At 70.4% G+C, this 24,630-nt stretch carries 20 protein-coding genes and 1 pseudogene; 8 read left to right on the plus strand and 13 right to left on the minus strand.

The features are described from left to right. Positions 1–61: 61 nt before the first annotated feature. The 3 genes and pseudogenes from ABC766_RS28205 to ABC766_RS28215 all read right to left on the minus strand — a co-directional run bounded on the left by ABC766_RS28205 (position 62) and on the right by ABC766_RS28215 (position 1,765). Positions 62–496, minus strand: coding sequence for a lysozyme inhibitor LprI family protein (locus ABC766_RS28205; RefSeq protein WP_345820020.1), 435 nt, complete (start codon positions 494–496; stop codon positions 62–64). Positions 497–538: 42 nt separating this feature from the next. After that, positions 539–1,288: a glycerophosphodiester phosphodiesterase family protein gene (locus ABC766_RS28210; protein WP_345820021.1), complete on the minus strand. Its 750-nt coding sequence runs from the start codon at positions 1,286–1,288 to the stop codon at positions 539–541. Between the two features lie 2 nt (positions 1,289–1,290). Next, positions 1,291–1,765, minus strand: a pseudogene (locus ABC766_RS28215) (RidA family protein). Positions 1,766–2,137: 372 nt separating this feature from the next. Here ABC766_RS28215 and ABC766_RS28220 point away from each other — a divergent pair. The 4 genes from ABC766_RS28220 (at position 2,138) to ABC766_RS28235 (ending at position 7,240) form a co-directional block, all read left to right on the plus strand. After that, entirely contained in the window at positions 2,138–3,328 is a 1,191-nt protein-coding gene (locus ABC766_RS28220) for an aspartate aminotransferase family protein (protein WP_043384310.1), read from the plus strand. A 168-nt stretch (positions 3,329–3,496) separates the two neighbouring features. After that, the gene (argF, locus tag ABC766_RS28225) at positions 3,497–4,477 is read left to right on the plus strand and encodes an ornithine carbamoyltransferase (protein ID WP_051045020.1); all 981 of its coding nucleotides are present in this window, start codon (positions 3,497–3,499) and stop codon (positions 4,475–4,477) included. Between the two features lie 275 nt (positions 4,478–4,752). Continuing rightward, positions 4,753–5,796 (plus strand): Hsp33 family molecular chaperone, encoded by a 1,044-nt coding sequence (locus ABC766_RS28230; protein WP_053608403.1) that lies wholly within the window; start codon positions 4,753–4,755, stop codon positions 5,794–5,796. Between the two features lie 169 nt (positions 5,797–5,965). After that, a complete protein-coding gene (locus ABC766_RS28235; protein ID WP_345820022.1) occupies positions 5,966–7,240 on the plus strand; it encodes a hypothetical protein in 1,275 nt (424 codons plus the stop codon). 232 nt (positions 7,241–7,472) lie between these two features. On the opposite strand, the gene speG is transcribed toward ABC766_RS28235, so the two are convergent. From speG to apaG, 3 genes are read right to left on the minus strand one after another with little or no spacing between them, the layout of a single operon-like run. After that, the gene (gene speG / locus ABC766_RS28240; protein WP_427902270.1) at positions 7,473–8,042 is read right to left on the minus strand and encodes a spermidine N1-acetyltransferase; all 570 of its coding nucleotides are present in this window, start codon (positions 8,040–8,042) and stop codon (positions 7,473–7,475) included. After that, a complete protein-coding gene (gene argE / locus ABC766_RS28245) occupies positions 8,039–9,208 on the minus strand; it encodes an acetylornithine deacetylase (protein ID WP_345820023.1) in 1,170 nt (389 codons plus the stop codon). The genes speG and argE overlap by 4 nt, the downstream gene beginning before the upstream one ends. Before the next feature lie 34 nt (positions 9,209–9,242). After that, positions 9,243–9,635: a Co2+/Mg2+ efflux protein ApaG gene (gene apaG, locus ABC766_RS28250; protein ID WP_043355208.1), complete on the minus strand. Its 393-nt coding sequence runs from the start codon at positions 9,633–9,635 to the stop codon at positions 9,243–9,245. Positions 9,636–9,910: 275 nt separating this feature from the next. Here apaG and ABC766_RS28255 point away from each other — a divergent pair, with 275 nt between their 5' ends. Then, positions 9,911–11,035, plus strand: coding sequence for a 2'-deoxycytidine 5'-triphosphate deaminase (locus ABC766_RS28255; RefSeq protein ID WP_345820024.1), 1,125 nt, complete (start codon positions 9,911–9,913; stop codon positions 11,033–11,035). Positions 11,036–11,070: 35 nt separating this feature from the next. After that, the gene (locus tag ABC766_RS28260) at positions 11,071–11,532 is read left to right on the plus strand and encodes an Lrp/AsnC family transcriptional regulator (RefSeq protein ID WP_012319278.1); all 462 of its coding nucleotides are present in this window, start codon (positions 11,071–11,073) and stop codon (positions 11,530–11,532) included. A gap of 22 nt (positions 11,533–11,554) precedes the next feature. On the opposite strand, the gene ABC766_RS28265 is transcribed toward ABC766_RS28260, so the two are convergent. From ABC766_RS28265 to ABC766_RS28295, 7 genes are all read right to left on the minus strand, one after another. Then, positions 11,555–12,076: a cysteine dioxygenase gene (locus tag ABC766_RS28265; RefSeq protein WP_075380259.1), complete on the minus strand. Its 522-nt coding sequence runs from the start codon at positions 12,074–12,076 to the stop codon at positions 11,555–11,557. Positions 12,077–12,398: 322 nt separating this feature from the next. Further along, positions 12,399–13,124 carry a 6-phosphogluconolactonase gene (pgl, locus tag ABC766_RS28270; protein WP_345820025.1) on the minus strand — a complete coding sequence of 242 codons (726 nt, stop codon included), beginning with the start codon at positions 13,122–13,124 and terminating at the stop codon, positions 12,399–12,401. A gap of 65 nt (positions 13,125–13,189) precedes the next feature. Next, positions 13,190–14,167, minus strand: a complete 978-nt coding sequence (gene gnd, locus ABC766_RS28275; RefSeq protein WP_043384168.1) for a phosphogluconate dehydrogenase (NAD(+)-dependent, decarboxylating) — start codon at positions 14,165–14,167, stop codon at positions 13,190–13,192. 111 nt (positions 14,168–14,278) lie between these two features. Continuing rightward, positions 14,279–17,125, minus strand: coding sequence for a bifunctional transaldolase/phosoglucose isomerase (locus tag ABC766_RS28280; protein ID WP_345820026.1), 2,847 nt, complete (start codon positions 17,123–17,125; stop codon positions 14,279–14,281). Between the two features lie 236 nt (positions 17,126–17,361). Continuing rightward, positions 17,362–19,437 carry a transketolase gene (gene tkt / locus ABC766_RS28285; RefSeq protein WP_345820027.1) on the minus strand — a complete coding sequence of 692 codons (2,076 nt, stop codon included), beginning with the start codon at positions 19,435–19,437 and terminating at the stop codon, positions 17,362–17,364. Next, on the minus strand, positions 19,434–21,323 hold the full coding sequence (locus ABC766_RS28290) for a glycoside hydrolase family 15 protein (protein ID WP_043385017.1): 1,890 nt from the start codon (positions 21,321–21,323) through the stop codon (positions 19,434–19,436). Before ABC766_RS28290 ends, tkt begins: the two co-directional genes overlap by 4 nt. Positions 21,324–21,430: 107 nt before the next feature. Then, positions 21,431–22,027, minus strand: a complete 597-nt coding sequence (locus ABC766_RS28295; protein ID WP_345820028.1) for a hypothetical protein — start codon at positions 22,025–22,027, stop codon at positions 21,431–21,433. Between the two features lie 222 nt (positions 22,028–22,249). Here ABC766_RS28295 and ABC766_RS28300 point away from each other — a divergent pair, with 222 nt between their 5' ends. Both ABC766_RS28300 and ABC766_RS28305 read left to right on the plus strand, forming a co-directional pair. Beyond that, a complete protein-coding gene (locus ABC766_RS28300; RefSeq protein WP_043353887.1) occupies positions 22,250–22,837 on the plus strand; it encodes an ANTAR domain-containing response regulator in 588 nt (195 codons plus the stop codon). Beyond that, positions 22,834–23,835, plus strand: coding sequence for a CmpA/NrtA family ABC transporter substrate-binding protein (locus ABC766_RS28305; RefSeq protein WP_345820029.1), 1,002 nt, complete (start codon positions 22,834–22,836; stop codon positions 23,833–23,835). Before ABC766_RS28300 ends, ABC766_RS28305 begins: the two co-directional genes overlap by 4 nt. Positions 23,836–24,630: the final 795 nt, after the last annotated feature.

Consider the following 24,630-nt stretch of genomic DNA (forward strand, 5'->3'; position numbering starts at 1 on the left):
TGCTCGACGGCGCGGAAACGGGCCTGAGACCCGAACGGGACGCCGCCGTCGCGGCCCGCGCTCACTCCCCGAGCCGGCCCACGCAGGACACATTGTCCGGCTTGCAGTCGAGATAGCCCTTCAGGATCTTGGTCCGCGCGTCGGTCAGGCCCTTCAGGCAGCCGTTGTACTCCATCGCGTAGGCCGAGCCCCCGTCGAAACCCATGGTCTCGAGGAAGCAGGTCGCGTCCCGGTACGACAGCCAGGCCTTCTGGGCGCCCCGCAGGGCATCCTTCGTCTTCGGACCGACCTTCTTCATCAACTGCCCGTAGACGGCGTTCAACGCCGTATCGGCGGTTCGGTAATCGGCACCCGCACAGGCGTTGAGATCCGCCTGGGTCGTGCCCTCGCACGGGTCGGCCGCCGCGGCGGGCGCCGGGGAGAGCAGGGTCGCGGCGAGGGCGAGCCCGCCGCAGTGCCGCACGAACCGTGCGCGCGATTCACTCGAAACGGTCATGGCGGTCTTCGTCGTGACGAATCGGACGGGCCTTAGGAAAATTTACGGGACGAATCCCTCGAACACCATCTGGTCCGCGTGTGCGGCGGCCCGGGCGCGCTGCTCCTCGGTCCGGACCGTCCAGGTCATCACCGGGACCCGTCCGAGCAGCCGGCAGAGATAGGTCGGCGCGCAGGGCAGGTCGTCCACCCGCCAGGACAGGAAGTCGGGCCGGGTCTCGGCGAAGTGCAGCAGGTCGGAGAGCGACCGGCGGAGCGAGGGCGTCAGGGCCGCGTAGGCGGGATCGTCCTGCGTCGTCTCCGCCACGATGCCCCGCGGGATCGTGGCAGGGCAGCGATCGCGCAGGGCCGCGACCACCTGCGGGTCGAAGGATTTCAGCGCCACCGGCCCGGCATAGGCCGCGGCGACCTCGGCGGTGCGGGTCGCGAGCCGCAGGTCGCCGTCGTAGCGGGACTTCACCTCGATCACCACCGGCACGACCCCGGCCACCGCCGCCAGGAAGGCGGACAGCGTCGGGATCGTCTCCGCGGACCCGGCGACGGTGAGCGTCCCGAGTTCGGCGGCCGACCGTTCGGCGACCGCCTCGCGCGCCGTCGTGAGGCGGCCGAGGGCGGCGTCGTGGAACACCATCGCCTCGGCGTCGGCACTCAGCTGGACGTCGCACTCGATGGCGAAGCCGCCCGCGACCGCCGCCCGGGCCGCCGCCAGCGTGTTCTCCGGCCGGCCCGCCGCCCGGTCGTGCAGGCCGCGATGGGCGATCGGCCGCGCGGTGAGCCAGTCGGGGGCGCCCACCGTCAGCGGACCTCGAACATCGCCTCGACCTCGACGGCGGCGTCGAGGGGCAGTTCCGCGACGCCGACGGTGGAGCGGGCGTGGCGCCCGCGGTCGCCGAGCAGCTCGACCATCAGGTCGGAGGCGCCGTTCATCACCCCGGCCACCGCCGAGAAGCCCGGCGCCGCGTTGATGAAGCCGCCGAGCCGCACGCATTGCACCACCGCGCGGTCGAGGGTCGCCGACCGCGGCCTCGAGCTGGGCGAGGACGTTGAGGGCGCACAGGCGGGCGGCCGCCTTGCCGGCCTCCGCCGAGACCCCGCCGCCGACCTTGCCCTTGTGCTCGGCCGCGATGGCGCCGTCCGCGCCGAAGCAGACCTGGCCGGAGATCACCACGAGGTTGCCGGTGCGCACGAACGGCACGTAGTTGGCGACGGGCGCGGCCGCCTTGGGCAGGGTCAGGCCCAGCGCCTCCAGGCGTTCCTTGATCGAGCTCATCGGGTTCTCCCTGGTTCCTGCGAATCCGCGGGAGCAGGAGCACGGCCGCGCCCCGCGGCGCAAGGGCCGCGCGCCGCGAAGGCTCGGATCGCGGCCTCGATGACCGGCCGCGGCGGCAGCCGTCCAGCCTCCGTTTCGCGGGCTCGCGATTCGCCGACGGCGCACGGCAAAGCCGCGGATTCGTCCCAGAGATCAGCTCTGTCCGTGCTCCGTGCAGGCCTGCCCGGCGGGCCCACCTGACATTGAAACGTTGACAGGAGCCGGCTCTTTCATAGTAATCGCGCGCGTGCCGCCCAGGACTGAGGCGGCACTTTCATTTGGAGCCGGCTCAACGCTGGCTCCCGGATCCTGCATGAAACGGAGATGGGACCCGTGACGTCAGCCCTTCTGCCGACCTACGTCCGCGCGCCGCTCGCCTTCGAGCGCGGCGAGGGCGCCTGGCTCGTGACGGAGGGTGGCGAGCGATACCTCGATTTCGGCGCCGGCATCGCGGTGAACGGCCTCGGCCACGCCCATCCGCACCTCGTCGGCGCGCTCACCGAGCAGGCGGGCAAGATCTGGCACACCTCGAACCTGTTCCAGATCCCCGGCGGCGAACGCCTCGGGCAGCGGCTCGTCGATGCGACCTTCGCGGACGTGGTGTTCTTCTGCAACTCGGGCGCGGAAGCCAACGAGGCGGCGATCAAGATCGCCCGCAAGTACCACGCGGCCGACGGCCATCCGGAGCGGTACCGGATCGTCACCTTCGCGGGCGCCTTCCACGGGCGGACCCTGGCGACTCTCGCGGCCGGCGGACAGCAGAAGTACATCGAGGGGTTCGGGCCGAAGGTCGAGGGGTTCGATCAGGTCCCGGCCGGCGACTGGGCGGCGCTGGAGGCGGTGATCGGGCCGGAGACGGCGGCACTGATGATCGAGCCGATCCAGGGCGAGGGCGGCGTGCGGGTGATTCCCCACGCGGACCTGCGCCGGCTGCGCGAGATCTGCGACGCGAAGGGCCTGCTTCTGATCATGGACGAGGTCCAGACCGGCGTCGGCCGCACCGGCCGGCTGTTCGCCCATGAATGGTCCGGCATCACGCCGGACATCATGAGCGCGGCCAAGGGCATCGGCGGCGGCTTCCCCCTCGGCGCCTGCCTCGCCACCCGCGAGGCGGCCCGCGGCATGACCGCCGGCACGCACGGCACCACCTTCGGCGGCAACCCCCTCGCCATGGCGGTGGGCAACGCCGTGCTGGACGTCGTGCTGGAGGAGGGCTTCCTCGATCGCGTCGCCCGCTCCGGCCTGCTGCTCAAGCAGAAGCTCGCGGCTTTGCGCGATCGCCATCCGCACGTCATCGAGGAGATCCGCGGCGAGGGGCTGATGCTCGGCCTCAAGCTCGGCGTGCCGAACACGGATTTCGCCGCCGCCGCGCGGGACGCGCACCTGCTGGTGATCCCGGCGGGCGACAACATCGTCCGCCTGCTGCCGCCGCTGACCATCGGCGAGACCGAGATCGACGAGGCGGTCCGGCGCCTGGACGCGGCGGCGTCCAGCTTCGAGGCCGTGCGCGGCGCGGCCGAGTAGGACCGATCCGAGAGTTTCAGAACACCGCCCTCCGGATGCCGGGGGGCGGCCCGAAGCATTTCCGGGCGCGGTCGATCCCGCCGCGCCTGACGGAGATGCCCCTGCCAGGAGGTAGAGTGCGGTTCATGATCAGGTGATCGTTGAGCAGACTCTAGTTATTGTGACGCGATGAAAGCCCAGATTGACGGCCGGGCACAGGCCCCGGCCAGGCACCTGAACGGTGCCGGCCCTCGTCATTTCCTCGATCTGAAGGACTTTTCCGGAGCAGAGCTGCGCCGGGTCCTCGATGCCAGCGCCGCCATCAAGGGGCGCCGTCGGAAGGGCGAACTGGCCGCGGAGCGCCCCCTCACGGGCAAGACCCTGGCGATGGTGTTCGACCGGCCCTCGACCCGCACCCGCGTGTCCTTCGACGTGGCGATGCGCGAACTCGGCGGCGAGACCTTGATGCTCACCGGCTCGGAGATGCAGCTCGGGCGCGGCGAGACCATCGGCGACACCGCGCAGGTGCTGTCCCGCTTCGTCGACGCGATCATGATCCGCATCCTCGACCACGGTCAGATGCTGGAACTGGCCGAGTACGCCACCGTCCCGGTGATCAACGCCCTGACCAAGGTCTCGCATCCCTGTCAGATCATGGCCGACGTGCTGACCTTCGAGGAGCATTGCGGACCGATCAAGGGCCGCAAAGTGGCTTGGTCCGGCGATGCCAACAATGTGCTGGCGAGCTGGGTCCATGCGGCCGCGCGGTTCGACTTCACGCTCAACATCGCGAGCCCGCCCGAGCTGGCCCCGCCCCCCGCGCTCCTCGCCTGGGCGCAGCAGGAGGGCGCCGACATCCACGTCACCACCGACGCCTTCGCGGCGGTGGAGGGCGTCGATGCCGTGGTCACCGATTGCTGGGTGTCGATGGGCGACGACGACGAGGCCCACCGGCACAACCTGCTCAGCCCCTATCAGGTCAACGCCAAGCTGATGGCGGCGGCGAATCCAGACGCAATCTTCATGCACTGTCTCCCGGCCCATCGCGGCGAGGAGGTGACGGCCGACGTGATGGACGGCCCGCGCTCCGTGGTGTTCGACGAGGCCGAGAATCGCCTGCACGCGCAGAAGGGCATCCTGGCGTGGTGCCTGGGCGCGAACGGGCTCTGATCCGGTCGATGTCACCGGCCTCGCGCTGGCGGGGTCGGTGCACCATATGGGCGTGAGCGGTCGGCCGATGCCGTCCGCCTCCCCATCATGGCTGCCGTCAGGCGGCATCCCGGCGACGGACGGCGCGCGCAGCGCGGCGGCTCCGACTCCGGGCCGGTCGGGGTGAGGGATCCGATCGCTCCGCCAAGGTCATCGCCTCACGCCGCCCGGTCCGCCGGGAGGACGGATCCACGCCTCGCCGGCACGGCATGCCGGACGCATCGATCGGAGAGGGCATGACCTCAGGAACCCAGTCGCATTCCCCGTCTCATTCCCCGTCGCAGCCCGAGAATGCCGGCAACGGCCAGGCAGGGGCGGACGATGCCGTGCTGCCCTTCGCCGTCGAGGCGCTGGACGTGCGCGGACGCGTCGTGCGGCTCGGTCCCGCCGTGGATACGATCCTGCGCCGCCACGGCTATCCGGACCCGGTGGCACGCCTCCTCGGCGAGGCGGCGGCGCTGACGGTGCTGCTCGGCTCCTCCCTCAAGTTCGAGGGCCGGTTCCAGCTCCAGACCAAGACCGACGGTCCGGTCGCGATGATCGTGGTCGATTTCGAGGCTCCGGACCGGCTGCGCGCCACCGCGCGGTTCGACCCGGCGCGCGTGGCCGCCCTCGGCAGCGGCCCGCTCGCGGATTCCGACCTGATCGGCACCGGCCATCTGGCCATGACCATCGACCAGGGCACGGCCGCCAGCCGCTACCAGGGCGTCGTGGCCCTCGAGGGCCAGAGCCTGGAGGAGGCCGCGTATCAGTACTTCCGGCAGTCGGAACAGATCCCCACGCAGGTGCGCCTCGCCGTGGCCGAGGCCGTGGAGGAGGGGGCCGGACGCTGGCGGGCCGGCGGGCTGCTCGTGCAGTTCCTGCCGCAGTCGGTGGACCGGGCGCGCCTCGCCGATCTGCCGCCGGGCGACATCCCGGAGGGGCACAGGCATCTCTCGGGCGAGGCACCGGAGGACGATGCCTGGGTCGAGGCCCGCTCGCTGGTCGCCACGATCGAGGACCACGAACTCGTCGATCCGCATGTCTCCAGCGAGCGGCTGCTCTACAGGCTGTTTCACCAGCGCGGGGTGCGGGTGTTCGACCGCCAGCCGGTCCGGGAGACCTGCCGCTGCTCGCGTGAGCGCGTGATGGGCATGATCCGCTCGTTCTCCCCGCAGGAGCGCCACGACATGGTGGCGGATGACGGACGCATCGTCATCACCTGCGAGTTCTGCTCCCGGCGCTACGATCTCGATCCCCAGGAGGTCGAGGCGGAGGTTGCCGGACAGCCGACCCAGTAGAGCGCCGATCGGCGCAAGCACGGATCCGCAGACCCGTGCTTATGGCCAAGCTTTTCCGCGCGAAACGCACGAAGTTCGGTATTCGTTGCGTGAATTTTTGGATCCTCCAGTCTGAACCGTTTCGCGACCTTCGACGTTGCGTGGCAGATTCAAGATTGGAGGTTTCGCCATGCGGAAGATGTCGATTGGTTTGGCTGCGCTGCTGATCAGCACCTCGGCCTATGCCCAGCAGGGTGGCGCCGAGATGGGCGGGCGTGGCGGTCAGGGGGCTGCCGAGTCCAGCATGAAGGCCGGCGGCGGCGAGCGCGGCGGGATGCAGGGTAGCGCGCAGGGTGGCGCGCAGGGTGGCGCGCAGGGCGACATGAAGGCCGGCCGCCAGGCGGGCTCCGAGCGCGGGGCCGCCGAGACGGGCCGGTCCGCGCAGGGCCGTGAGGCCGGCGGCGAGGGTCGCATGGCCCAGGACAAGGATCGGGCCGGTGCCGAGCGTAGCGGTCGGGATGGCGACCGCGCCGAGCGGAATGAGCGCGGCGATCGCACCGGCGACCGCGCCGAGCGCGGCGACCGGCACGGTGATCGACATGGCGACCGTCATGGTGAGCGGCGTGGCGACCGTGCTGATTTCCGCGGTCGGACGGATGTGAGCCGTACCGATGTCCGGTCCGAGCGCTTCGAAGGCGGCTTCCGCCGTGAGGGGCGCTACGTGTTCATCGGTGGCCGCCGCGTCGTGTACGGCTCCCCCGAGTATCGGCGCCTGATCGTCACCGAGAACCGTGGCCCGCGCGTCCGCTATGTCGTCATTCGCGGACAGCGCGTCCTCTACGGATCGCCCGAGTACCGTCGTCTCGTCAGCATCCGCGAGACCGGACCCCGCGCGCGCTACGTCGTCGTCCGCGGCCAGCGCGTCCTCTACGGTTCGCCCGAGTACCGTCGCCTCGTCTCGGTCCAGGAGGATCGCTTCGTGACGATCCGCGGTCAGCGGGTGCGCTACGGCTCCGCGGAGTATCGCCGTCTCAGCGGCGGCGGCGCGGTCAGCGCGAGCTTCCGCTCCGAGCAGCGGGCCGGGGCGCGCTTCGACAACCGCGGCGGCCGGGACGGCATCCGCGACGTCTCGCGGACCGAGGGTCGCAACGACAACCGGACGGACCGCAACGACCGCGGCCAGGATCGCGGCATGGATCGGGCCGCCGGTCGGGACGGCAAGATGGACGGCAAGACGGGCGGCAAGACGGACGGCATGCGCAACAGCGACATGCGCGGCGGCCAGCAGGACGGCATCCGCAACGCGTCGGATCGCGGCGGCCAGGCGGGCGGCATGAAGTCCGGCGCCGAAGGCGGCCGGATGGGCGGCGCCGAGCGTGGCGGCATGAACGGCGGCAAGGCCGGCATGGATGGTGCGCAGGGTGCCGGCCGGTCGGGCGGTCAGGCGGGTGCCGGCCGCAACTGACGCGACGATCAGGGGGAGGAGCCTTGGCGCTCCTCCCCCCTTCTGTCTCGGTCGAGGGCCTGATGCCCCGCCTCCGGACGCGGAGCGAGGCCGGTCGGTGAACATCCGCCGTGCGGCATCGCGGAGCCCAGACGTGCGGGATGGCCTCGGCGACAATCTCGACGGCGTCCTTCGACGGCGTCGCGGCTGATGCGAGGGGCTGCCTCGCCCCCGGCCCTCCGGCCGAACGGTCTCACGCCTTCAGGACCGGCTCCGCGATGTCGCCGCCCCCGCCGCGGGCCCTGAGATATTGGGGCTGGAACAGGCACATCCGCACGGCGTCGCGGTAGCGCCCGTTCACGAAGAACTCGTCCTTGAGCACGCCCTCGGGATGGAAGCCGCAGCGCTCGTAGATCCGCACGGCCCGGGCATTGTCCCGGTCGACGTGCAGGTAGAGCTTGTGGATGTTGAGCACGCTGAAGGCGTAATCCATGGCGATCCGGGTGGCCTGCCACGCGTAGCCGCGCCCCTGGAAGCTCGGATGGATCGCGATCTGGAACTCGCAGCGCCGGTGCAGGTGGTTAATCTCGACCAGCTCGATCAGTCCGGCCGGTTCTCCGCTCGGATCGGCGACGATGAAACGGCGCTCGGTCTGATTGTGGATGTTGCGCTCGTAGAGCTGCTGGAGTTCGGCGAAGGACTCGTAGGCCTCCTCGAACCAGTAGCGCATGATGCTGTCGTTGTTGTTGAGCTGGTGGACGAAACGCAGGTCCTCCCGCTCCAGCGGTCGCAGCTTGATGGTGATTCCGCTCATCGCGTTCATGACGCACACGCCTCGATCAGGTTGCGCAGGAACCGCTCACCCTGGCCGAGGGCGTCGAGGGTGATGAACTCGTCGGGCTGGTGCGCCTGGGCGATGTCGCCGGGGCCGCAGACCACCGTCGGGAGGCCCGCCGCCTGGAACCGTCCGGCCTCGGTGGCGTAGGGGACGGCGACGGTATGGTTGCGTCCGGCGAGACGCAGGCAGAGCCGCTCGGCCTCCGAGCCCGGCTCGGGGGCCAAGCCCGGGATGTCCACCTCCTCGAGGGTCTCGATCCGCCCATACGCGCCGTAGCGGTTCAGGCGCTCGCGGGTGACCCGCTCGACCTCCTGGGCGAAGAGGCGCGGAATTTCGGCCGGGTCGAGATCCGGGAGGCCGCGATACTCCCAGAGGAAGCGGCACTCCTTGGCCAGGATGTTCCGGGCGGTCCCGCCTTGGATCGTCCCCACATGGACCGTGGTCGAGGCCGGGTCGAACCGCCCGGACGGGTCGCCACGCTCGATCATCAGATCGGCGATCCGGTTGAGGCCGGCGACGAGATCGCAGGCGGCCGAGACGGCGTTCGCCCCGAGGGCGGGACGGGCCGAGTGGGCCTCATGGCCGTGAACCGTGGTGAGGCAGGTGACGATGCTCTTGTGGGCGTCCGCCACCTCCATGCCGGTGGGCTCGCCGACGATCACCGCGGCGGGCAGCGGCAGGTCGGCGCCGAACCGCGCGATCCCGTCCATGGATCCGAGACAGGTCGTCTCCTCATCGTAGGAGAGCAGGATGTGGATCGGCCGCTTCAGGCCGGCGGCGAGCATGTCGGGCACCAGGGCCAGGGCCAGCGCGTCGAAACCCTTCATGTCGACCGCGCCCCGTCCGTAGGCCCGGCCGTCGGCAAGGCGCAGCGTGAACGGGTCGCCGGTCCAGGCCTGCCCCGTCACCGGCACCACGTCGGTATGTCCGGAGAGGACGACGCCGCCATCGACCATCGGCCCGATCGTGGCGAGGACGGCCGCCTTGTCGCCCCCAGGGTTCGGCAGATGCAGATACGGGACGTTCCAGCCGCCCAGATAATCGCAGACGGCCTCGATCAGCGGGAGGTTGGACTTGTCGCTCTCCGTGTCGAAGGACACGAGGCGGGCGAGCATGTCGAGCGGGCTGAGCCGCTCGCCGGTCGCGGACATGGATTCCTCCGGGGCGAGGCCCCGGGCCGGGACCTCAGTGCAGGCTGCGGCGGACGTGCGGGCTGTCGAGGGAGAAGGCGGGGATCTCGGCCTCGAAGCTCTCGCCGGCCACCGTCGCCATGGTGTAGCTGCCGGCCATCAACCCGTCGGGCGTGTTGAGGGGACAGCCGCTGGTGTAGCAGAAGGACTCGCCCGGCTCCAGCACGGGCTGCTTCCCGACCACGCCGGTGCCGCGCACCTCCTGGCAGGCGCCGTGGCCGTCGATGATGCGCCAATGCCGCGAGCGCAGCTGAACCTGCTCGCTGCCGTTGTTCACGATCTCGACCGTGTAGGCGAAGAAGTAACGGCTCTCATTCGGCGAGGATTCCTCCTCGACGAAGCGAGATTGCACGGTCACACTAATTCCCCGCGTCTCGGCCTTGTACATCGCCCTATTTGGCCCTTCTTCGGACTGTGCGATTCGCAGAAGCCGAAAGGAACGCGCTTCCTGGCCGGTCGTAGTAGGCGGCGGAATCGCCGTCAATTGCGGCGGACTACCTCGCGTCGTCCCGATCCCGGCCGCGGGCCGGGCGCCGCGACCGGCCAGGTCGCGGCGCCGACATGACGTGGCCCTCGGAAGCGGTTAAGCCCGCGTTAGCGGGTCCCGGCCGACAACGCTCGCCGACGCGGACCTGCCGGGCGCGCGAAGGAGTCATGGGCGCGATGAACGCGGGCGCAGCCACGGGAGCCGCCGATTCGGGCGCGGATGGCCGGTCCGGCATTCTGCCGGCCCAGGCGATCGCCGCCCTGGCCAGGGCGGGCGGGATCCGCGCCGCGACGCCCTTCGCGCCCGACCAGATCCAGCCCGCGAGCCTCGACCTGCGCCTGGGCGCCAAGGCCTACCGGGTGCGGACGAGCTTCCTGCCGGGCTCCGGCCGGACGGTCCAGGCCTGCGTCGACCGGCTGTCGCTGCACGCCATCGACCTGCGCCCGGGTGCCGTCCTGGAGACGGGCTGCGTCTACATCGCCGAGCTGCAGGAGAGCCTCGCCTTGCCGGGCGACCTCGCGGCGGCGGCCAACCCCAAAAGTTCGACCGGGCGCATCGACGTCTTCACCCGGGTCATCACCGACCGGGGCGAGGCCTTCGATCAGGTGGAGCCCGGATATGACGGACCGCTCTACGCGGAGATCTCGCCGCGCACCTTCCCGGTCCTCGTGCGGACCGGCTCGCGCCTGTCGCAGATCCGCTTCCGCCGCGGGGCGCCGCGGCTGACCGAGGCCGAGCTCGGCCTGCTCCATGCCCGCTCGGCGCTGGTCGACGTGGGCAGCCCGTCCCTTCAGGGCGGTGTGGCGGTCTCGGTGGACCTCTCCGGCTTCGACGGCCTCGTCGGCTATCGGGCGAAGCGCCATACCGGCCTCGTGGACGTGGACGCCCCCGGCCGTCATCGCGCCGCGGATTTCTGGGAGCCCCTGGCGGCCGACGGATCGGGCAGCCTGATCCTCGATCCCGGGCAATTCTACATCCTGGCCTCCAAGGAAGCGGTCCAGGTCCCGCCGGACCACGCCGCCGAGATGGTGCCGTTCGATCCGCTGGTGGGCGAGTTCCGGGTCCACTACGCCGGCTTCTTCGATCCGGGCTTCGGCTATGCCGGAGCCGGCGGGGAGGGGGCGCGGGCCGTCCTGGAAGTCCGCTCCCGCGACGTGCCGTTCCTGCTGGAGGACGGGCAGATCGTCGGCCGCCTCGTCTACGAGCGCATGCTCGACCTCCCGGAGACGCTCTACGGGGCGGGGGCGGGGTCGAACTACCAGGCCCAGGGCCTCAAGCTCTCGAAGCACTTCGCGTTGTAATCCGGCCCGGAGCCGTCGACGGGAGCATCGTTCGCATGGACGCGGTGGACCGGAAGATCCTGGACCTCCTCCAGCAGGACGCGACCCTCCCGGTGGCCGAACTCGCCGAGCAGGTCGGGATCAGCGCGGCCCCCTGCTGGCGCCGGGTGAAGAAGCTGGAGGCCTCCGGCGTGATCCGGCGCCGGGTCGCCCTGGTGGATCGCCGCAAGGTCAACGTCCCCACCACGGTGTTCGTGGCCGTGAAGGCGCCCCGTCACGCCGCCGACTGGTCCGACGCGTTCCGGCGGGTCGTCGCCGGCTTCCCGGAGATCGTCGAGGCGTGGCGCCTGACCGGCGAGATCGACTACCTTTTGCGGATCGTGGTGCCGGACATCGAGGCCTACGACGCGGTCTACCAGCGCCTCATCGCCAAGCTCGACTTCTCGAACCTGTCCTCCTCCATCGCCATGGAGGAGATGAAGTACACGACCGCGGTCCCGACGATCTACGTGGCGTGACGCGGTCGCTCCGCGGCGCGACTCAGCCCGCCGCGACCGCGTAGGTCCGGTGGATCGACGAATCCTGCGCCCGGTGGTCGTAGCCGTAGACGTGGATCGATACGGCCGCGTCCGGCCCGTCATTGGCGATCCGGTGCAGGTTCGGTCCCGACGGCATCATGCAGGCGACGAAGCCGGGCTCGCGGACGACGTCCTGCGTCGCCACCGCGTGGGTCTCGCTGATCGGGCGGTACCACGTTTCCCGCAGCCGGCCGCGCAGCAGCCCGAAGCAGCACGAGCAGTGATGGTCGTGGACCGGCGTCACCGCGCCCGGCGCCCACACCATCGCCCAGACGCTGATCGCCTCGGTGCCGAACAGCAGATTGCGGCTCAGGCCCGGACCGCGGCCGACCAGCCGCGACGGGTCGAGGAGATCCGGCTGGGTCAGGATGCGGACCAGCGTGGCCCGGGCCGCAGCCAGATAGGCCTCCGGCGAGCGGCCCGCGGAACGGGCGAGGCTCGCCATCATCGCCTCGACATCGGTCGGGATGGTCGTCTGCGGCATCGGCGGGTCTCCTTCGGCGCCCTTCACGCGGCGCCCTTCACGAGGCTGCGCGAAGCGTACCGCAGGCCCGACGGCGCGGGGTTGCGTTCTTGACCGCGATGTCGCCCGAGCGAGCAATGGGATTGCGCCATTCGGCGATCGGACGAAATCCCGTTGCGCGACCTCCGCTATCCCGGCGAAGCCGATGCCGTCGTGACGGAACCGGGCGTGCCGTCGGCGAACGTCCGGCCGTCCCGACGCCATAGCTGTCCGGGGATCGGTTCCTGCCGGGAAAAGGCGGCGGATGAGCCCGCGATGCCGCCGGCGAGAACCACCGAGGGTGTCAGCCGGCCGCGGCCTCGTCGAGCAGCCACGCCACGGCGCCCGTGCTGGTCACACGGCCGGCGGGCAGGCTCTCGCCCGCGGCGAGCCGGGCGAGGGGCGCCCGCTTGCCGGCGCCGGTGACCAGAAACAGCACGTGCCGCGAGGAGGCGAGCGCCGGCAGCGTCAGGCTGATCCGCGGGACGAACGGCTCCAGGCCGGCCTCGGGCACGGGGACGACGAGCCGCCGGGACTCGTCGGCGGCAGGCGTGCCGGGAAACAGCGAGGCGGTGTGCCCGTCCTCGCCGAGGCCGAGCAGAACGAGATCGAACAGCGGCCGTGCCGGATCGAGGCGCTCGGCGCCGTAGAAGTCGAGAAGCGTCCGCTCATAGGCGCGGGCGCCCGCGTCCGGGCCTGCGTCGGACGGGATGAAGTGGAGGTGCGTCGGCGGGATCGGGGCACCGTGCCCGAACGCCTCCCGGACCATCCGGACATTGCTGCGCGGGTCGTCCCACGGCACCGCGCGATCATCCCCGAAGAACCAGTGGATTCGCGCCCAGGGCAGCCGGGTCGCGTAGTCCGGCCCCGAGAGCAGGCCATACAGCACCTTGGGCGTCGAACCGCCCGAGAGGCAGATCGCGATCCGCTCGGACCGACTCTCGCCGCAGGCCTCGATGAGCCGCTCGGCCGCCGCGCGGGCGACCGCCTCCGGATCCTTCAGGATGTGGCTTCCGGCGGGAAGGCTCATGGGTGACGGCCCTGCGGCTTCGGGGGTCGGACGGGTCGGTCTGCGGGCGGCCCGAGGCGGCCGGCTCAGCCCTTCGGCTCCTGGTGGCCGCCGAAGCCCTTGCGCATCGCCGAGAGCAGCTTGTCGGCGTAGCTTGCGTGCTCCCGGGACCGGAAGCGGCGGTAGAGGGCGGCGGAGAGCACCGTCGCCGGGACGCCTTCCTCGACGGCGGCGTTGATGGTCCAGCGGCCCTCGCCCGAATCCTCCACGTAGCCGGAGAAGTCGGTGAGCTGCTCGTCGCCCGCCAGCGCCTGGGCGGTCAGGTCGAGGAGCCACGACGAGACGACGCTGCCGCGCCGCCAGACCTCGGCGATGTCGCCCATGTTCAGGTCGAAGCGGCGCTCGGCCGGCAGCTCCTGGGCATTGGCGTGGCGGAGGATGTCGAAACCCTCGGCATAGGCCTGCATCAGCCCGTACTCGATGCCGTTATGGACCATCTTGACGAAGTGGCCGGCACCGGTCGGCCCGGCATGGATGTAGCCCTGCTCGGCACGCGGGTCGCGCCCCTCGCGATTCGGCGTCTTGGGGATGTCGCCGACGCCCGGCGCCAGGGTCTTGAAGATCGGGTCGAGGCGGTCGACGGTCTCCGTGTCGCCGCCGATCATCATGCAGTAGCCGCGCTCCAGGCCCCAGACGCCGCCCGAGGTGCCGACATCCACGTAGTGCAGGCCCTTCTCCTTCAGAGCGAGCCCACGGCGGACATCGTCACCGTAGAAGGAATTGCCGCCGTCGATGACGCAGTCGCCCGCCTGCATCAGGCCCGACAGCGTCTGGACCGCCTGCTCGGTGATCGCGCCGGCCGGCAACATCACCCAGGCCGCGCGCGGCACCTCCAGCTTGGAGACCAGATCCTCCAGGCTCGATGCGCCGACCGCGCCGGCCTCCACCAGCGCCGCGACGGCCTCGGGGTTCTGGTCGAACACCACGGCCGTGTGTCCGTCGCGCAGGAGACGCCGGACGATGTTGCCGCCCATCCGGCCGAGGCCGATCATGCCGAGTTGCATTGCCGTCATCTCCTCGGGGGTTTTCCTCCCCCGTGCGGGGAGGGGTCAGGGGTGGGGGTGGTGCAGACGGAACCGCTGAGCCTCATCGGGAATCGCCCCCACCTCCGGCGCCTACGCCACGGCGGCCTTGAGGGCCGCCGCGATGCGCTTCAGCCCGGCCTCGAGGTCGCCCTTGATGTGGACCCGCAGCGCCCGCCGTCCCCGCTCGGCCAGCACGGCGAAATCACCCCGCGCCTGCGCGGCCACGACGGTGGCGAAGCCGAGGGAGCGGCCCGGGATCGGCAGGTCCTGCGACGGATCCGCGGTGATCTGCAGGAACACGCCGGTATCCGGGCCGCCCTTGTAGGCCTGACCGGTGGAGTGCAGGAACCGGGGCCCGAACTCCAGGCAGGTCGCCACCTTGCGGGTGTCGCGCACGGCGATCCGCGCCTCCTGGAGGATGCCGGCGGCCTCGGCGTTGCGCGGCACGTAGGCGAGCAACCCGAGGTAATCGCAGTCCTTCAGCCGGGCGATCTGCGCCTTGAGCGCAGGCTCCAGTCCGTCGGTCGCTTGCTTCAACCCGTCCGCGTTCTGCGGGTCGGCGTAGAGGGCGATCGCATCATCCGAGAAGAGCGGCTTCTCCGCGGGGAGGGCGCCGCTCGCCTCGGCCTCGGCGAACAGCTTCTTGGTCTCGACCTTGCTGGCCTCGACGTCGGGCTGGTCGAACGGGTTGATGCCGATCACCGCGCCGGCCACGGCGGTGGCCATCTCCAGCCGGTAGAATTCCTGCGGCAGCTGCTCGACCGAATCGAGGGTGATGCGGGCGATCGGGTGGCCGTCCCGCTCCAGCGCCCGCAGGGCCTCGTCCTGCGCCGCCTCCGCGTTGCCGTCGAGGCGGAGATAGATGAAGAACCGATCGTGCCCGTAGACCGCCGGAACGCCCACCGGCTCGCCGTCCACGGGAACCAAGCCCTTGCCCTGCTTGCCGGTCGATTCCGCGATCAGCTGTTCGGCCCAGGCGCCGAAGCTCGCGATCGCCGGGGAGGCGACGATCGTCACCTTGTCGCGGCCGGCCAGCGCCGCCGCGCCCATGGCGGTCCCGAGCAGCACGCCCGGGTTCTGGGCCGGGGGCACCGCCGGGCCGCAGGAACGGACCATGATGCGGGCCGTCTCCAGAAGCGCCTTGACGTCGAGGCCCATGGCGGCCGCCGGCACGAGGCCAAAGGCCGAGAGCACCGAGTAGCGCCCGCCGATCTGCTTCACGCCGTAGAAGATGCGCTTGAACCCGTCCGCCTTCGCGGCGCGCTCCATGTCGGAGCCGGGGTCGGTGACGGCCACGAAGTGGCCACCGGCCCGGTCGCCGAGCACGTCCTTGGCGCGCGCCAGGAAGTAGTCGCGGAAGACGTTGGGCTCCAGCGTCGAGCCGGATTTCGACGCGACGATGAACAGCGTCTTCGCCAGATCGATGCTCGCCTCCAGAGCGCGCACCTGATCCGGGTGGGTCGAGTCGAGGATCTGAAGCTTCGGGAAGCCTTCGCGCTGGCCGTAGGTCAGGCTCAGAACCTCCGGGCCGAGGCTCGATCCGCCCATGCCCAGCACGACGACGTCGGTGAAGCCTTCCGCCTTCACCCAGTCCGAGAAAGCCGCGTAGTCGGCGGCCTTCTCCAGTTCCTCCTCGACGATGTGCAGCCAGCCGAGCCAGTTCGCCTCGTCGTGGCCGGACCAGACCGAGGCGTCACCCGCCCAGAGCCGACGGATCGAGCCGCTCGCGCGCCAGGATTCGACGGTCTTCTTGGCCTCGGCCGCGAGGGTGTCGTCCATGACGAGGCTCTGGCCGTCCAGCCGATGCCCCAGAAGCGCGGTGCGCTTGCCCGCCACGGCGCCGAGCAGATTGTCGGCGGCGTCGATGAAGAGCTGCACGCCCTCCTTCACCAGCTGCTCGGCGACGGCCTCGATGTCGATGCCGGACCGCGCGAGCTTGGCCATCACGGCCTCGGCGCCGGGCACGTCCTCCTCGATCGTCGCCCGCACCACGCCGTGGTCGCGGAACGCGTCCATGGTGGCGGGCGGCATGGTGTTGACGGTGTTCGGCCCGATCAGCTCCTCGACGTAGAGGACGTCCGAATAGGCCTTGTTCTTCGTGCCGGTGGAGGCCCAGAGCAGGCGCTGCGCCTTGGCGCCCTTCTCGGCCAGGGCCGTCCACTTGGACTCCGCGAAGATCCGCTTGTAGCGCTGGTAGGCGAGCTTGGCGTTGGCGATCGCCACCTTCCCCTTCAGCTGCTCCAGGGCGAATTTCTCGTCGGGGTCGTTGGCCTCGGCGATCTTCTCGTCGAGGCGCTTGTCGACCAGGACGTCGATGCGGCTGATGAAGAAGCTCGCCACGCTGGCGACCTTCGAGACGTCGTGGCCGGCCTTGGCGCGCGCGTCCAGCCCGTCGATGAAGGCGCGGGCCACGGCCTCGTAGGCCTCCTGCGAGAACAGGAGGGTGACGTTGATCGAGATGCCCTCGCTGGTGAGCTGCCGGATCGCCGGGATGCCCTCCGGTGTGGCCGGCACCTTCACCATCAGGTTGTCGCGGGCGACCGCCTTGTGCAGGCGCCGGGCTTCGGCCAGCGTCTCCTCGGTGTCGAGGGCGAGGTAGGGCGAGACCTCCAGGCTGACATAGCCGTCGGCCCCGTCGCTCGCCTCGTAGACCGGGCGGAGCACGTCGGCGGCCGCCTGGATGTCGGCGATGGCGAGACCCTCGTAGAGGTCGATGACGCGGCTGTCCCCGGTCACCTGAACGGCCTTCAGGCTGTCGTCGTACTCGTCCGAGTGCCCGATCGCCTTCTCGAAGATCGACGGGTTGGAGGTGACGCCGCGCAGGCCGTCGCGCTCGACGAGCTGCTTCAGTTCGCCTTTCTGGATGAAGCCGCGGGCCACGAAGTCGAGCCAGACCGCCTGATCCTGTTCGTCGTGCAGGGCCTTGAGCGCGTTCATGTCGGTTCCTCGTCTCGCGTGCCGCTACTTGCCGGGCGCTCTCCCTCCCCCCCTCTGCGGGGGAGGGTGGCCCTCGCGTCAGCGAGGGTCGGGAGAGGGGGACCCGGGTTCAGGGAAGGACGCGGGCCTTCATATAAGGACGGCACCGTCCTGTGCACCGTCGCTCCCCTCTCCCGACCCCCTTCGGGGCCTCCCTCCCCCCGCAGAGGGGGGAGGGAGGCGTCGCGCATCAGCTGTTACCGCTTATGCTTGGCCATCTGCGCCTTCGCGGCCTCCAGGACCTTGTCGGGGGTGAAGCCGAATTTGGTCTGGAGATCCTTGATCGGCGCCGAGGCGCCGAAGGTGTGCATGCCGATGATCGCGCCCTCGGAGCCGGCGTAGCGGTCCCAGCCGATGACGCTGCCCTGCTCGACGGCGACGCGCGCCTTGACGGCGGGCGGCAGCACCGAGTCGCGGTAGGCCTGATCCTGCCGCTCGAACAGGTCCCACGACGGCATCGACACCACCCGGGCCTTCACGCCCTCGGCCTTCAGCGCCTCGTAGGCACCGACGCAGAGCTGCACCTCGGAACCCGAGCCCAGCAGGATGACGTCGGGCGTGCCGTCGCAATCGGCGAGCACGTAGCCGCCCTTGGCGGTGCCGGAGGCCGCGCCGTACCGGGTCCGGTCGAGGGTCGGCAGCGGCTGGCGGGAGAGCGCGAGCACGGCCGGCTGGTTCCTCAGCGAGAAGATCACCCGGTAGGCCTCGGCCACTTCGTTGGCATCGGCCGGGCGCAGGGTCACGAGGCCCGGGATGCAGCGCAGCGACAGCAGCTGCTCGACGGGCTGGTGGGTCGGCCCGTCCTCGCCCACGCCGATCGAATCGTGCGTGAAGATGTGGAAGACCGGCAGCTCCATCAGGGCGGCGAGACGGATCGGCGGGCGCATGTAGTCGGCGAAGACCAGGAAGGTCGCGCCGTAGGCCCGCAGACCCGACAGCCCGAGGCCGTTCACGATCGAGCCCATGGCGTGTTCGCGGACGCCGAAATGCAGGTTGCGGCCGCCCGGCGAGAACGGGCCGAACGAGCCCGCGCCCTCGAAGGTCAGGTTCGACTTGTTGGACGGCGCCAGATCCGCCGAGCCGCCGAGCAGGAACGGCACGTGCTGGGCGATGGCGTTCAGCACCTTGCCGGAGGATTCCCGGGTGGCGAGGCCCTTGGCGTCGGCCTCGAAGACCGGAATGTCCTTGTCCCAGCCGTGCGGCAGCCGGCCTTCCAGGAAGGCGTTCAGGTCCTCGGCGTGGGCGGCATCCGCCGCCTTGGCCTGGCTCAGCAGGCCCTGCCACGCGTCGTAGAGGCCGGCGCCGCGCTTGCCGATCCCATCGCGGAAATTCTCGCGGACGCCGTCCGGGACGAGGAACTGCGCGTCCTCCGGCCAGCCGTAGGCGCGCTTGGCCCCCTTGACCTCGTCTTCGCCCAGCGCGTCCGAGTGGGCCTTGGACGTGCCCTGCTTCTTCGGCGCCCCGTAGCCGATCACCGACTTGACGACGATCAGGGTCGGCCGGTCGTTGGTGGCGAGGAAGGTCTCGATCGAGCCGGCGAGCGCGTGCACGTCGTTGGCGTCCGCAACGCGCAGAACCTGCCAGCCATAGGCGAGGAACCGGGTGGCCACCTCCTCGCCGAAGGCCAGCTCGGTGTGGCCCTCGATGGTGATGGTGTTGTCGTCGTAGATCCAGCAGAGGTTCGCGAGCCGGAGGTGGCCGGCGAGGGACGCAGCCTCCGAGGCCACGCCCTCCATCAGGTCGCCGTCCGAGCACATCGCGTAGACATTGTAGTCGAAGAGCGGCAGGTTCGGCCTGTTCAGGTGCTGGCCGAGAAAGCGGCTGCCCATGGCCATGCCGACCGAGTTGGCCACACCCTGGCCGAGCGGGCCGGTGGTGGTCTCGACGCCGGTGGTGAAGTGGTACTCGGGATGGCCCGGGGTCCGGCTGTCCAGCTGGCGGAACTTCTTGATGTCGTCCAGCGACACCGCCGGCGCGTTGCCGCCGTCGCTCTGCGCGACGCCCGCGAGATGCAGCAGCCCGTAGAGCAGCATCGAGGCGTGGCCGCAGGACAGCACGAAGCGGTCGCGGTTCGGCCAGTGCGGATGGGCCGGGTCGTAGCGCAGGTAGCGGTTCCACAGGGTGTAGGCGACCGGCGCCAGCGCCATGGGCGCGCCGGCATGGCCGGAATTGGCCTTCTGCACCGCGTCGATCGCGAGCGTCCGGATCGTGTTGATGCTGAGCGTATCGATCTCAGCGAGGTCCGCCTTGGCGGGAGTGTCAGCACCGCTCATGATGTCGCGTCTTCCAGTTCGCCTCGCGCGGTCCGTTTCGCGGCTTCGCGCTGCCGTAGGACGGCGGGAGGGGCTCCATTGGCCTTACCACCCTGCCGATCCGCCGGCCCTTCGCCGCGCGTATAGCTGAGCAGCGTGTTGACGAGCGCGACGTGCGTGAACGCCTGAGGGAAGTTACCCACAAGACGCTTGGCTTGCACGTCGTATTCCTCGCTGACCAGGCCGAGATCGGTGCAGATGCCGATCAGGCGCTCGATCAGCACCCCCGCTTCGTCGCGGCGCCCCAGGCCGATGAGGTTGTCGGCGTACCAGAAGGTGCAGGGCAGGAAAGCCCCCTCGCTGCCCGTCAGGCCGTCGGTCGTCTGGCCCTCGGTCTCGTAGCGGAGGATGAACCCGTCCCGCATCAGCCCCTTGCCGATCGCCTCGACGGTGCCGATCACCCGGGGGTCGTCCTGCGGCAGGAAGCCGGTATGGGCGATGAGCAGCAGGCTCGCGTCCAGCGCCTTCGAGCCATAGGACTGGACGAAGCTGTTGAGCGCGGGGTCGAAGCCCTTGGCGCAGACCTCGGCGTGGATCTCGTCCTTGATGGCGCGCCAGCGCTTGGCATGCTCCTCGGTGGCGCCCGATTCGTGCATCTCGTGCATGCGCAGGGCCCGGTCGAACGCCACCCAGGCCATGACCTTGGAATGGGTGAAGTGGCGCCGCCCGCCGCGCACCTCCCAGATCCCCTCGTCGGGCTCGCGCCATGCCTGTTCCAGGTGGCCGAGGATCGCGAGGCCGACTCGCAGGCCGTCCTGGCTCACCGGCAATCCGCGGGCGTGAGCCTGATAGAGCGCGTCGAACAGCTCGCCGTAGACGTCGATCTGGAACTGGCTGGCGGCGGCGTTGCCGATTCGCACGGGCCTCGAATTCTCGTAGCCCGGCAGCCAGTCGAGCTCGATCTCGGGCAAAAGCCGCTCGCCGCCGATCCCGTAGAGGATGTGCGCCTGTTCGGGATTGCCGGCCACGGCCCGAAGCAGCCAGCCCAGCCAGTCCCGGGCCTCGTCGATATAGCCCGCATCCATCAGGGCGATCAGGGTCAGGGTCGAATCGCGCAGCCAGCAGAACCGGTAATCCCAGTTGCGGATCCCGCCGAGCCCCTCCGGCAGGGACGCCGTGGGCGCCGCCACGATGCCGCCGGTGGGTTCGTAGATCAGCGCCTTGAGGGTCAGCAGGGAGCGCTGGAGCATCCGATCCCAGGGGGCACCGCCCGCGCAGCGGCACGCCCAATCCCGCCAGTGCTGATCCGTGGCTTCGAGAACCTTGCGCGGCTCGATCGGGGGCGGATCGTCCTCGTGGGAGGCCCCGTAGCTCAGGACGAACCGGTGCTGGTCGCCGGCATGGACCGTGAACTCGGCCACGGTGGTCTGCGCCTCCGATCCCTTGAGATGGACGTCGGAGCGTAGCACGACCTTGTGCGGTCCCGAGACGGCGCGCAGGTCGCCCAGCTCGGAGCGCGACACCCAGGGCACGGCCGAGCCGTAATCGAACCGGACCGCCATCTCCATCCGCATGGCGACCCGCCCGTGCACGCCCTCGACGAGGCGCACGAGATGCGATCCGTCGCCGACGGGCATGAAGTCCGTGACCAGGACCTCGCCGAGCCGCGTGGTGTGCCGCGTCTCCAGGACGAGGCTGCCCGGGCGGTAGGACCACCGGGTCTCGACGTGCTCCGCCTCGGGGAAGATCTTCCAGAAGCCGTGCGCCTCGGTGCCCAGCAGGCTTGTGAACAGGGCGGCCGCGTCGAAGCGCGGCCAGCACAACCAATCGACGCTGCCCTGCCGGCTGATCAGCGCGGCGCTGCGGCAATCCCCGACGAGCGCGTAATCCTCGATGCGTGCAGCCATCCGGCCCCGGCTCCGGTCCGCGGACGGAAGCTCGGTCCATCCGCTGCGACGCACCTAGGACGTCCGTCCACGAGATCCAGAGGTTTGGGGCCGGCCCGCGGATGCGGTCAGCGCAGGCAGTCGGCCACCGCCAGGGCCACCGAGCCCTGAACCGACGCCGCACCTTTGCGCACGAAGTCCGCGGCATCGCCGACCGCCCGGGCCGCAGGGACCAGCGTCTCGACCACCGAGGTGGCGAAGGGCAGGGCCCGCCCAGGGAGCAGCGCATCCTCGGCCGGTTCGGCGGCTTCCGCGCGTCCGGGCGCCATGGGATCGATCGGGCTGCGGAGCGGCTCGGGGCAGCGCCGTCCCGGGCAGGGACGCCGACCCGCCACCGCCACATGGGACGTCGCCCGCGCCGTCGTCGCCGGACGGACGGGCAGGGCCCCCGTCCGCGAGACAGCAGCGTCCAGAGGGTACAGCTCGGCGAACGCGATCGCGGCCGGCGGCCGGATCGGCGACGCCACCGCGGCGACCGGTGCGAAATCCGTGGGTCCGAGAGCGGGGGATCCGCCCGCCCGGGCACCGGGGGGCACCGGATTGGACGACGGGCAGTAGAGCGAGGCCACACCCAGGAGCGCCACGACGGCCAGCGTCGGCAGGAAGGGCATGGACACGCGGCCATTCGCGGCATCCGTCAGGGCGGGCTGATCTGGCCTGCGCATCCGAATCACCGATCTCCCTGACCACCGTGAGGCGAAGAGAATGCGGCCAGCATTGCGGCGGAAGCTGGACCGTTTCTTTGCGCGGCGGTTACCGGCATCGTACATTGGGATTGCGCGGATTCGTCCGCGACGGGCCCCGACGCGGGCACGGGCCTTGCTTAGTTCGCGGCGGCCCGAACCGGGCCGTCCTCCAGAAGAAGACCCGCCCCGTCCCGGGCCAAGATGACCGAATCCAATCTCACCGTCGCCGTGATCGATCCGAGCCGCGCCCGCGCGGCCATTCTGGAGGAGGGCCTGCGCGCAGCCGGAATCGGGCGTGTGGTGGTGATTCCCGATACCGCCGACCTCATGGAACGCGTGGCCGCGCTGAAGCCCGACGTGGTGGTGATCCATCTGGAGAGCCCGAGCCGGGACATCCTGGAGCAGATGTCGGGCGTTTCCCGGCAGGTCGAGCGGCCGGTGGCGATGTTCGTCGACCGCTCGGATTCGACCATGATGCAGGCCGCCGTCGATGCCGGGATCTCCGCCTACGTGGTGGACGGGCTGCGGGCGGAACGGATCAAGTCGATCCTCGACATCGCGATCCTGCGCTTCAACGCCTTCGCGCGCCTCCAGCGCGAGTTGACGGAGGCGCGCAGCGAACTCGCCGACCGCAAGCTGATCGAGCGGGCGAAGGGCATCCTGATGACCATGAAGGGCCTGTCCGAGGACGAGGCGTACAAGCAGCTGCGCCGCAAGGCCATGAACGAGAAGCGCAAGATCGTCGACATCGCCCGGGCGATCGTCACCACCGCGGACCTGCTCGGATGAGGCTCCAGCTCGGCTACGTCCCGCTCTGCGATGCGGCCCCCCTGATCGCGGCCCATGAACTGGGCTTCGCCCGGGCCGAGGGGCTCGACCTCGACCTCACCGCCGAGCCCTCCTGGGCGACCCTTCGCGACCGGCTGGCGCTGGGGCACCTCGACGGCGCGCACATGCTGGCGCCGCTGGCGTTGGCGAGCCGGCTCGCCTTGTCCGGGCCGCCCTCCGACCTGATCGTGCCGCTCCAGCTCAGCACCGACGGCAATGCCCTCACGCTGTCCCGCACCCTCTGGGCGGCGATGGCCCCCGACAGCGAGGCCCTGCCGGATGTCGCCCGCGCCTTCGCGGGCGTCGCGGAGATGCGGCACCGCGCCGGAGACCCGCTCACCCTCGGCACCGTGCATCCCTTCTCGTGCCACAGCTACCAGCTACGGCTGTTCGCCGAAGCCGGGAGCCTCGACCCTGCCGCGTTCCGCACGGTCGTGGTCCCCCCGCAACATTGCGTGGAGGCCCTGGCCCGCGGCCTGGTCGACGGATTCTGCGCCGGCGCACCCTGGAACGACGTGGCGGCCGAGGCCGGCCATGGGCGCATCGCCGTCCACGGCAGCGCCCTCGCGCCGAACGCGACCGAGAAGGTCCTGGCCGTCTCCGCACGGCTCGACGGCGCGATCCTGCCGCTGGTGCGGGCGGTCGCCCGGGCGGGACGCTGGTGCGCGGATCCGGAGAACCGGACCGAGCTGATCCATCGCCTCGCACGCCGGACCTATCTGAATCTCGATCCGGCGTTGGTCGCGCGGACCTTTTCCGACGGTCCGGACGTCATGGCCGGGACGGGTGCGCGTCTCCGCTTCGGCGCGGCGATCGAGGAGCCGCGCGCGGCGCAGGCCCGCTGGGTGCTGGAGCAGATGCGCGCCGCGCAGCAGATCCCCGGGCCTTTCGACATCCCGGCGGCGATCACGACCGTCTACAGACCCGACCTTTACCGGCAAGCGGTCGCCGACATCTGAGGCCCGCGACACTTCGAGCCATTCGTCATCCACCCGCAACGCCGGCGCGAACAGCCGCGGAACGTCGGGCGGGCTCGCCCGTTGTGCCTACGCCATGCCTGGATGTCGCAAACTCGAAACTGGATCGTTGATGTCGCATCCGCGCGGGCGGGTCGAACTTCGACGCTACGTATGCCGGGGCGGCCGTGTCCCCCGCGCTTGCAACGACAACCGGCGGGCTGGTGCGCGCCACGCTTGGTACTGGGTGCTGGCGGCCGGCGCGATGCCGACTCTGGGCCTCCTGGCGATGCTGTCGCAGCTCCTTTAGGCTCCACATCAATTGGACTGGTTATCGTCCAGCGAGAGTGGGAGCTGAGTGCCCGCGCTGTCCAAAAGGACAGAATTCGACATTCGTTACAGGTAGAATGTCGTTCAAATACGGATGTTGTTCACATATAAGTTCGGTATTTCGTCGTCGAAGTATTCTCGACCGACCTTTGCTCGCTCTCCAATTTGCCCGTGTCGTGATCTCGCGACGGTAAGCGCCGAGCCGACCCTCCGTCAGTCCGGAAGTCATCCTTAACCCTCCGCAGCTTGCCCCACCGCGCCGCTGGCGCGTGATCGCTTTTGCGACGGGCCGCACAGATTTTGTGCAGCGCCGATGGGCGGCCTCTTGTTGCACCTCCGATCGGCAGGCCTCGCTCCGGCGGCAACGTCCACGCGCGCCGTGCAGCGCATTTCGATTGGCACGGAACCTGCGAGGCGAGCCGCGTCCGTCAACGGCGACGGACAGCGCCGTCAGCGAGGCCGCTGATC

Origin of the sequence: Methylobacterium fujisawaense, from assembly GCF_039619325.1 — a bacterium.
GTDB classification, from domain to species: Bacteria; Pseudomonadota; Alphaproteobacteria; order Rhizobiales; family Beijerinckiaceae; genus Methylobacterium; species Methylobacterium fujisawaense.

What these genes read in the sequence shown, in the direction of transcription:
- ABC766_RS28295 (WP_345820028.1), bottom strand. Translation starts at nt 22,027, where the DNA reads ATGCGCAGGCCAGATCAGCCCGCCCTGACGGATGCCGCGAATGGCCGC.
- ABC766_RS28290 (WP_043385017.1), bottom strand. Translation starts at nt 21,323, where the DNA reads ATGGCTGCACGCATCGAGGATTACGCGCTCGTCGGGGATTGCCGCAGC.
- apaG (WP_043355208.1), bottom strand. Translation starts at nt 9,635, where the DNA reads ATGTACAAGGCCGAGACGCGGGGAATTAGTGTGACCGTGCAATCTCGC.
- ABC766_RS28300 (WP_043353887.1), top strand. Translation starts at nt 22,250, where the DNA reads ATGACCGAATCCAATCTCACCGTCGCCGTGATCGATCCGAGCCGCGCC.
- ABC766_RS28305 (WP_345820029.1), top strand. Translation starts at nt 22,834, where the DNA reads ATGAGGCTCCAGCTCGGCTACGTCCCGCTCTGCGATGCGGCCCCCCTG.
- ABC766_RS28235 (WP_345820022.1), top strand. Translation starts at nt 5,966, where the DNA reads ATGCGGAAGATGTCGATTGGTTTGGCTGCGCTGCTGATCAGCACCTCG.
- gnd (WP_043384168.1), bottom strand. Translation starts at nt 14,167, where the DNA reads ATGCAACTCGGCATGATCGGCCTCGGCCGGATGGGCGGCAACATCGTC.
- argF (WP_051045020.1), top strand. Translation starts at nt 3,497, where the DNA reads ATGAAAGCCCAGATTGACGGCCGGGCACAGGCCCCGGCCAGGCACCTG.
- speG (WP_427902270.1), bottom strand. Translation starts at nt 8,042, where the DNA reads ATGAACGCGATGAGCGGAATCACCATCAAGCTGCGACCGCTGGAGCGG.
- argE (WP_345820023.1), bottom strand. Translation starts at nt 9,208, where the DNA reads ATGTCCGCGACCGGCGAGCGGCTCAGCCCGCTCGACATGCTCGCCCGC.
- pgl (WP_345820025.1), bottom strand. Translation starts at nt 13,124, where the DNA reads ATGAGCCTTCCCGCCGGAAGCCACATCCTGAAGGATCCGGAGGCGGTC.
- tkt (WP_345820027.1), bottom strand. Translation starts at nt 19,437, where the DNA reads ATGAGCGGTGCTGACACTCCCGCCAAGGCGGACCTCGCTGAGATCGAT.
- ABC766_RS28205 (WP_345820020.1), bottom strand. Translation starts at nt 496, where the DNA reads ATGACCGTTTCGAGTGAATCGCGCGCACGGTTCGTGCGGCACTGCGGC.
- ABC766_RS28280 (WP_345820026.1), bottom strand. Translation starts at nt 17,125, where the DNA reads ATGAACGCGCTCAAGGCCCTGCACGACGAACAGGATCAGGCGGTCTGG.
- ABC766_RS28260 (WP_012319278.1), top strand. Translation starts at nt 11,071, where the DNA reads ATGGACGCGGTGGACCGGAAGATCCTGGACCTCCTCCAGCAGGACGCG.
- ABC766_RS28265 (WP_075380259.1), bottom strand. Translation starts at nt 12,076, where the DNA reads ATGCCGCAGACGACCATCCCGACCGATGTCGAGGCGATGATGGCGAGC.
- ABC766_RS28255 (WP_345820024.1), top strand. Translation starts at nt 9,911, where the DNA reads ATGAACGCGGGCGCAGCCACGGGAGCCGCCGATTCGGGCGCGGATGGC.
- ABC766_RS28230 (WP_053608403.1), top strand. Translation starts at nt 4,753, where the DNA reads ATGACCTCAGGAACCCAGTCGCATTCCCCGTCTCATTCCCCGTCGCAG.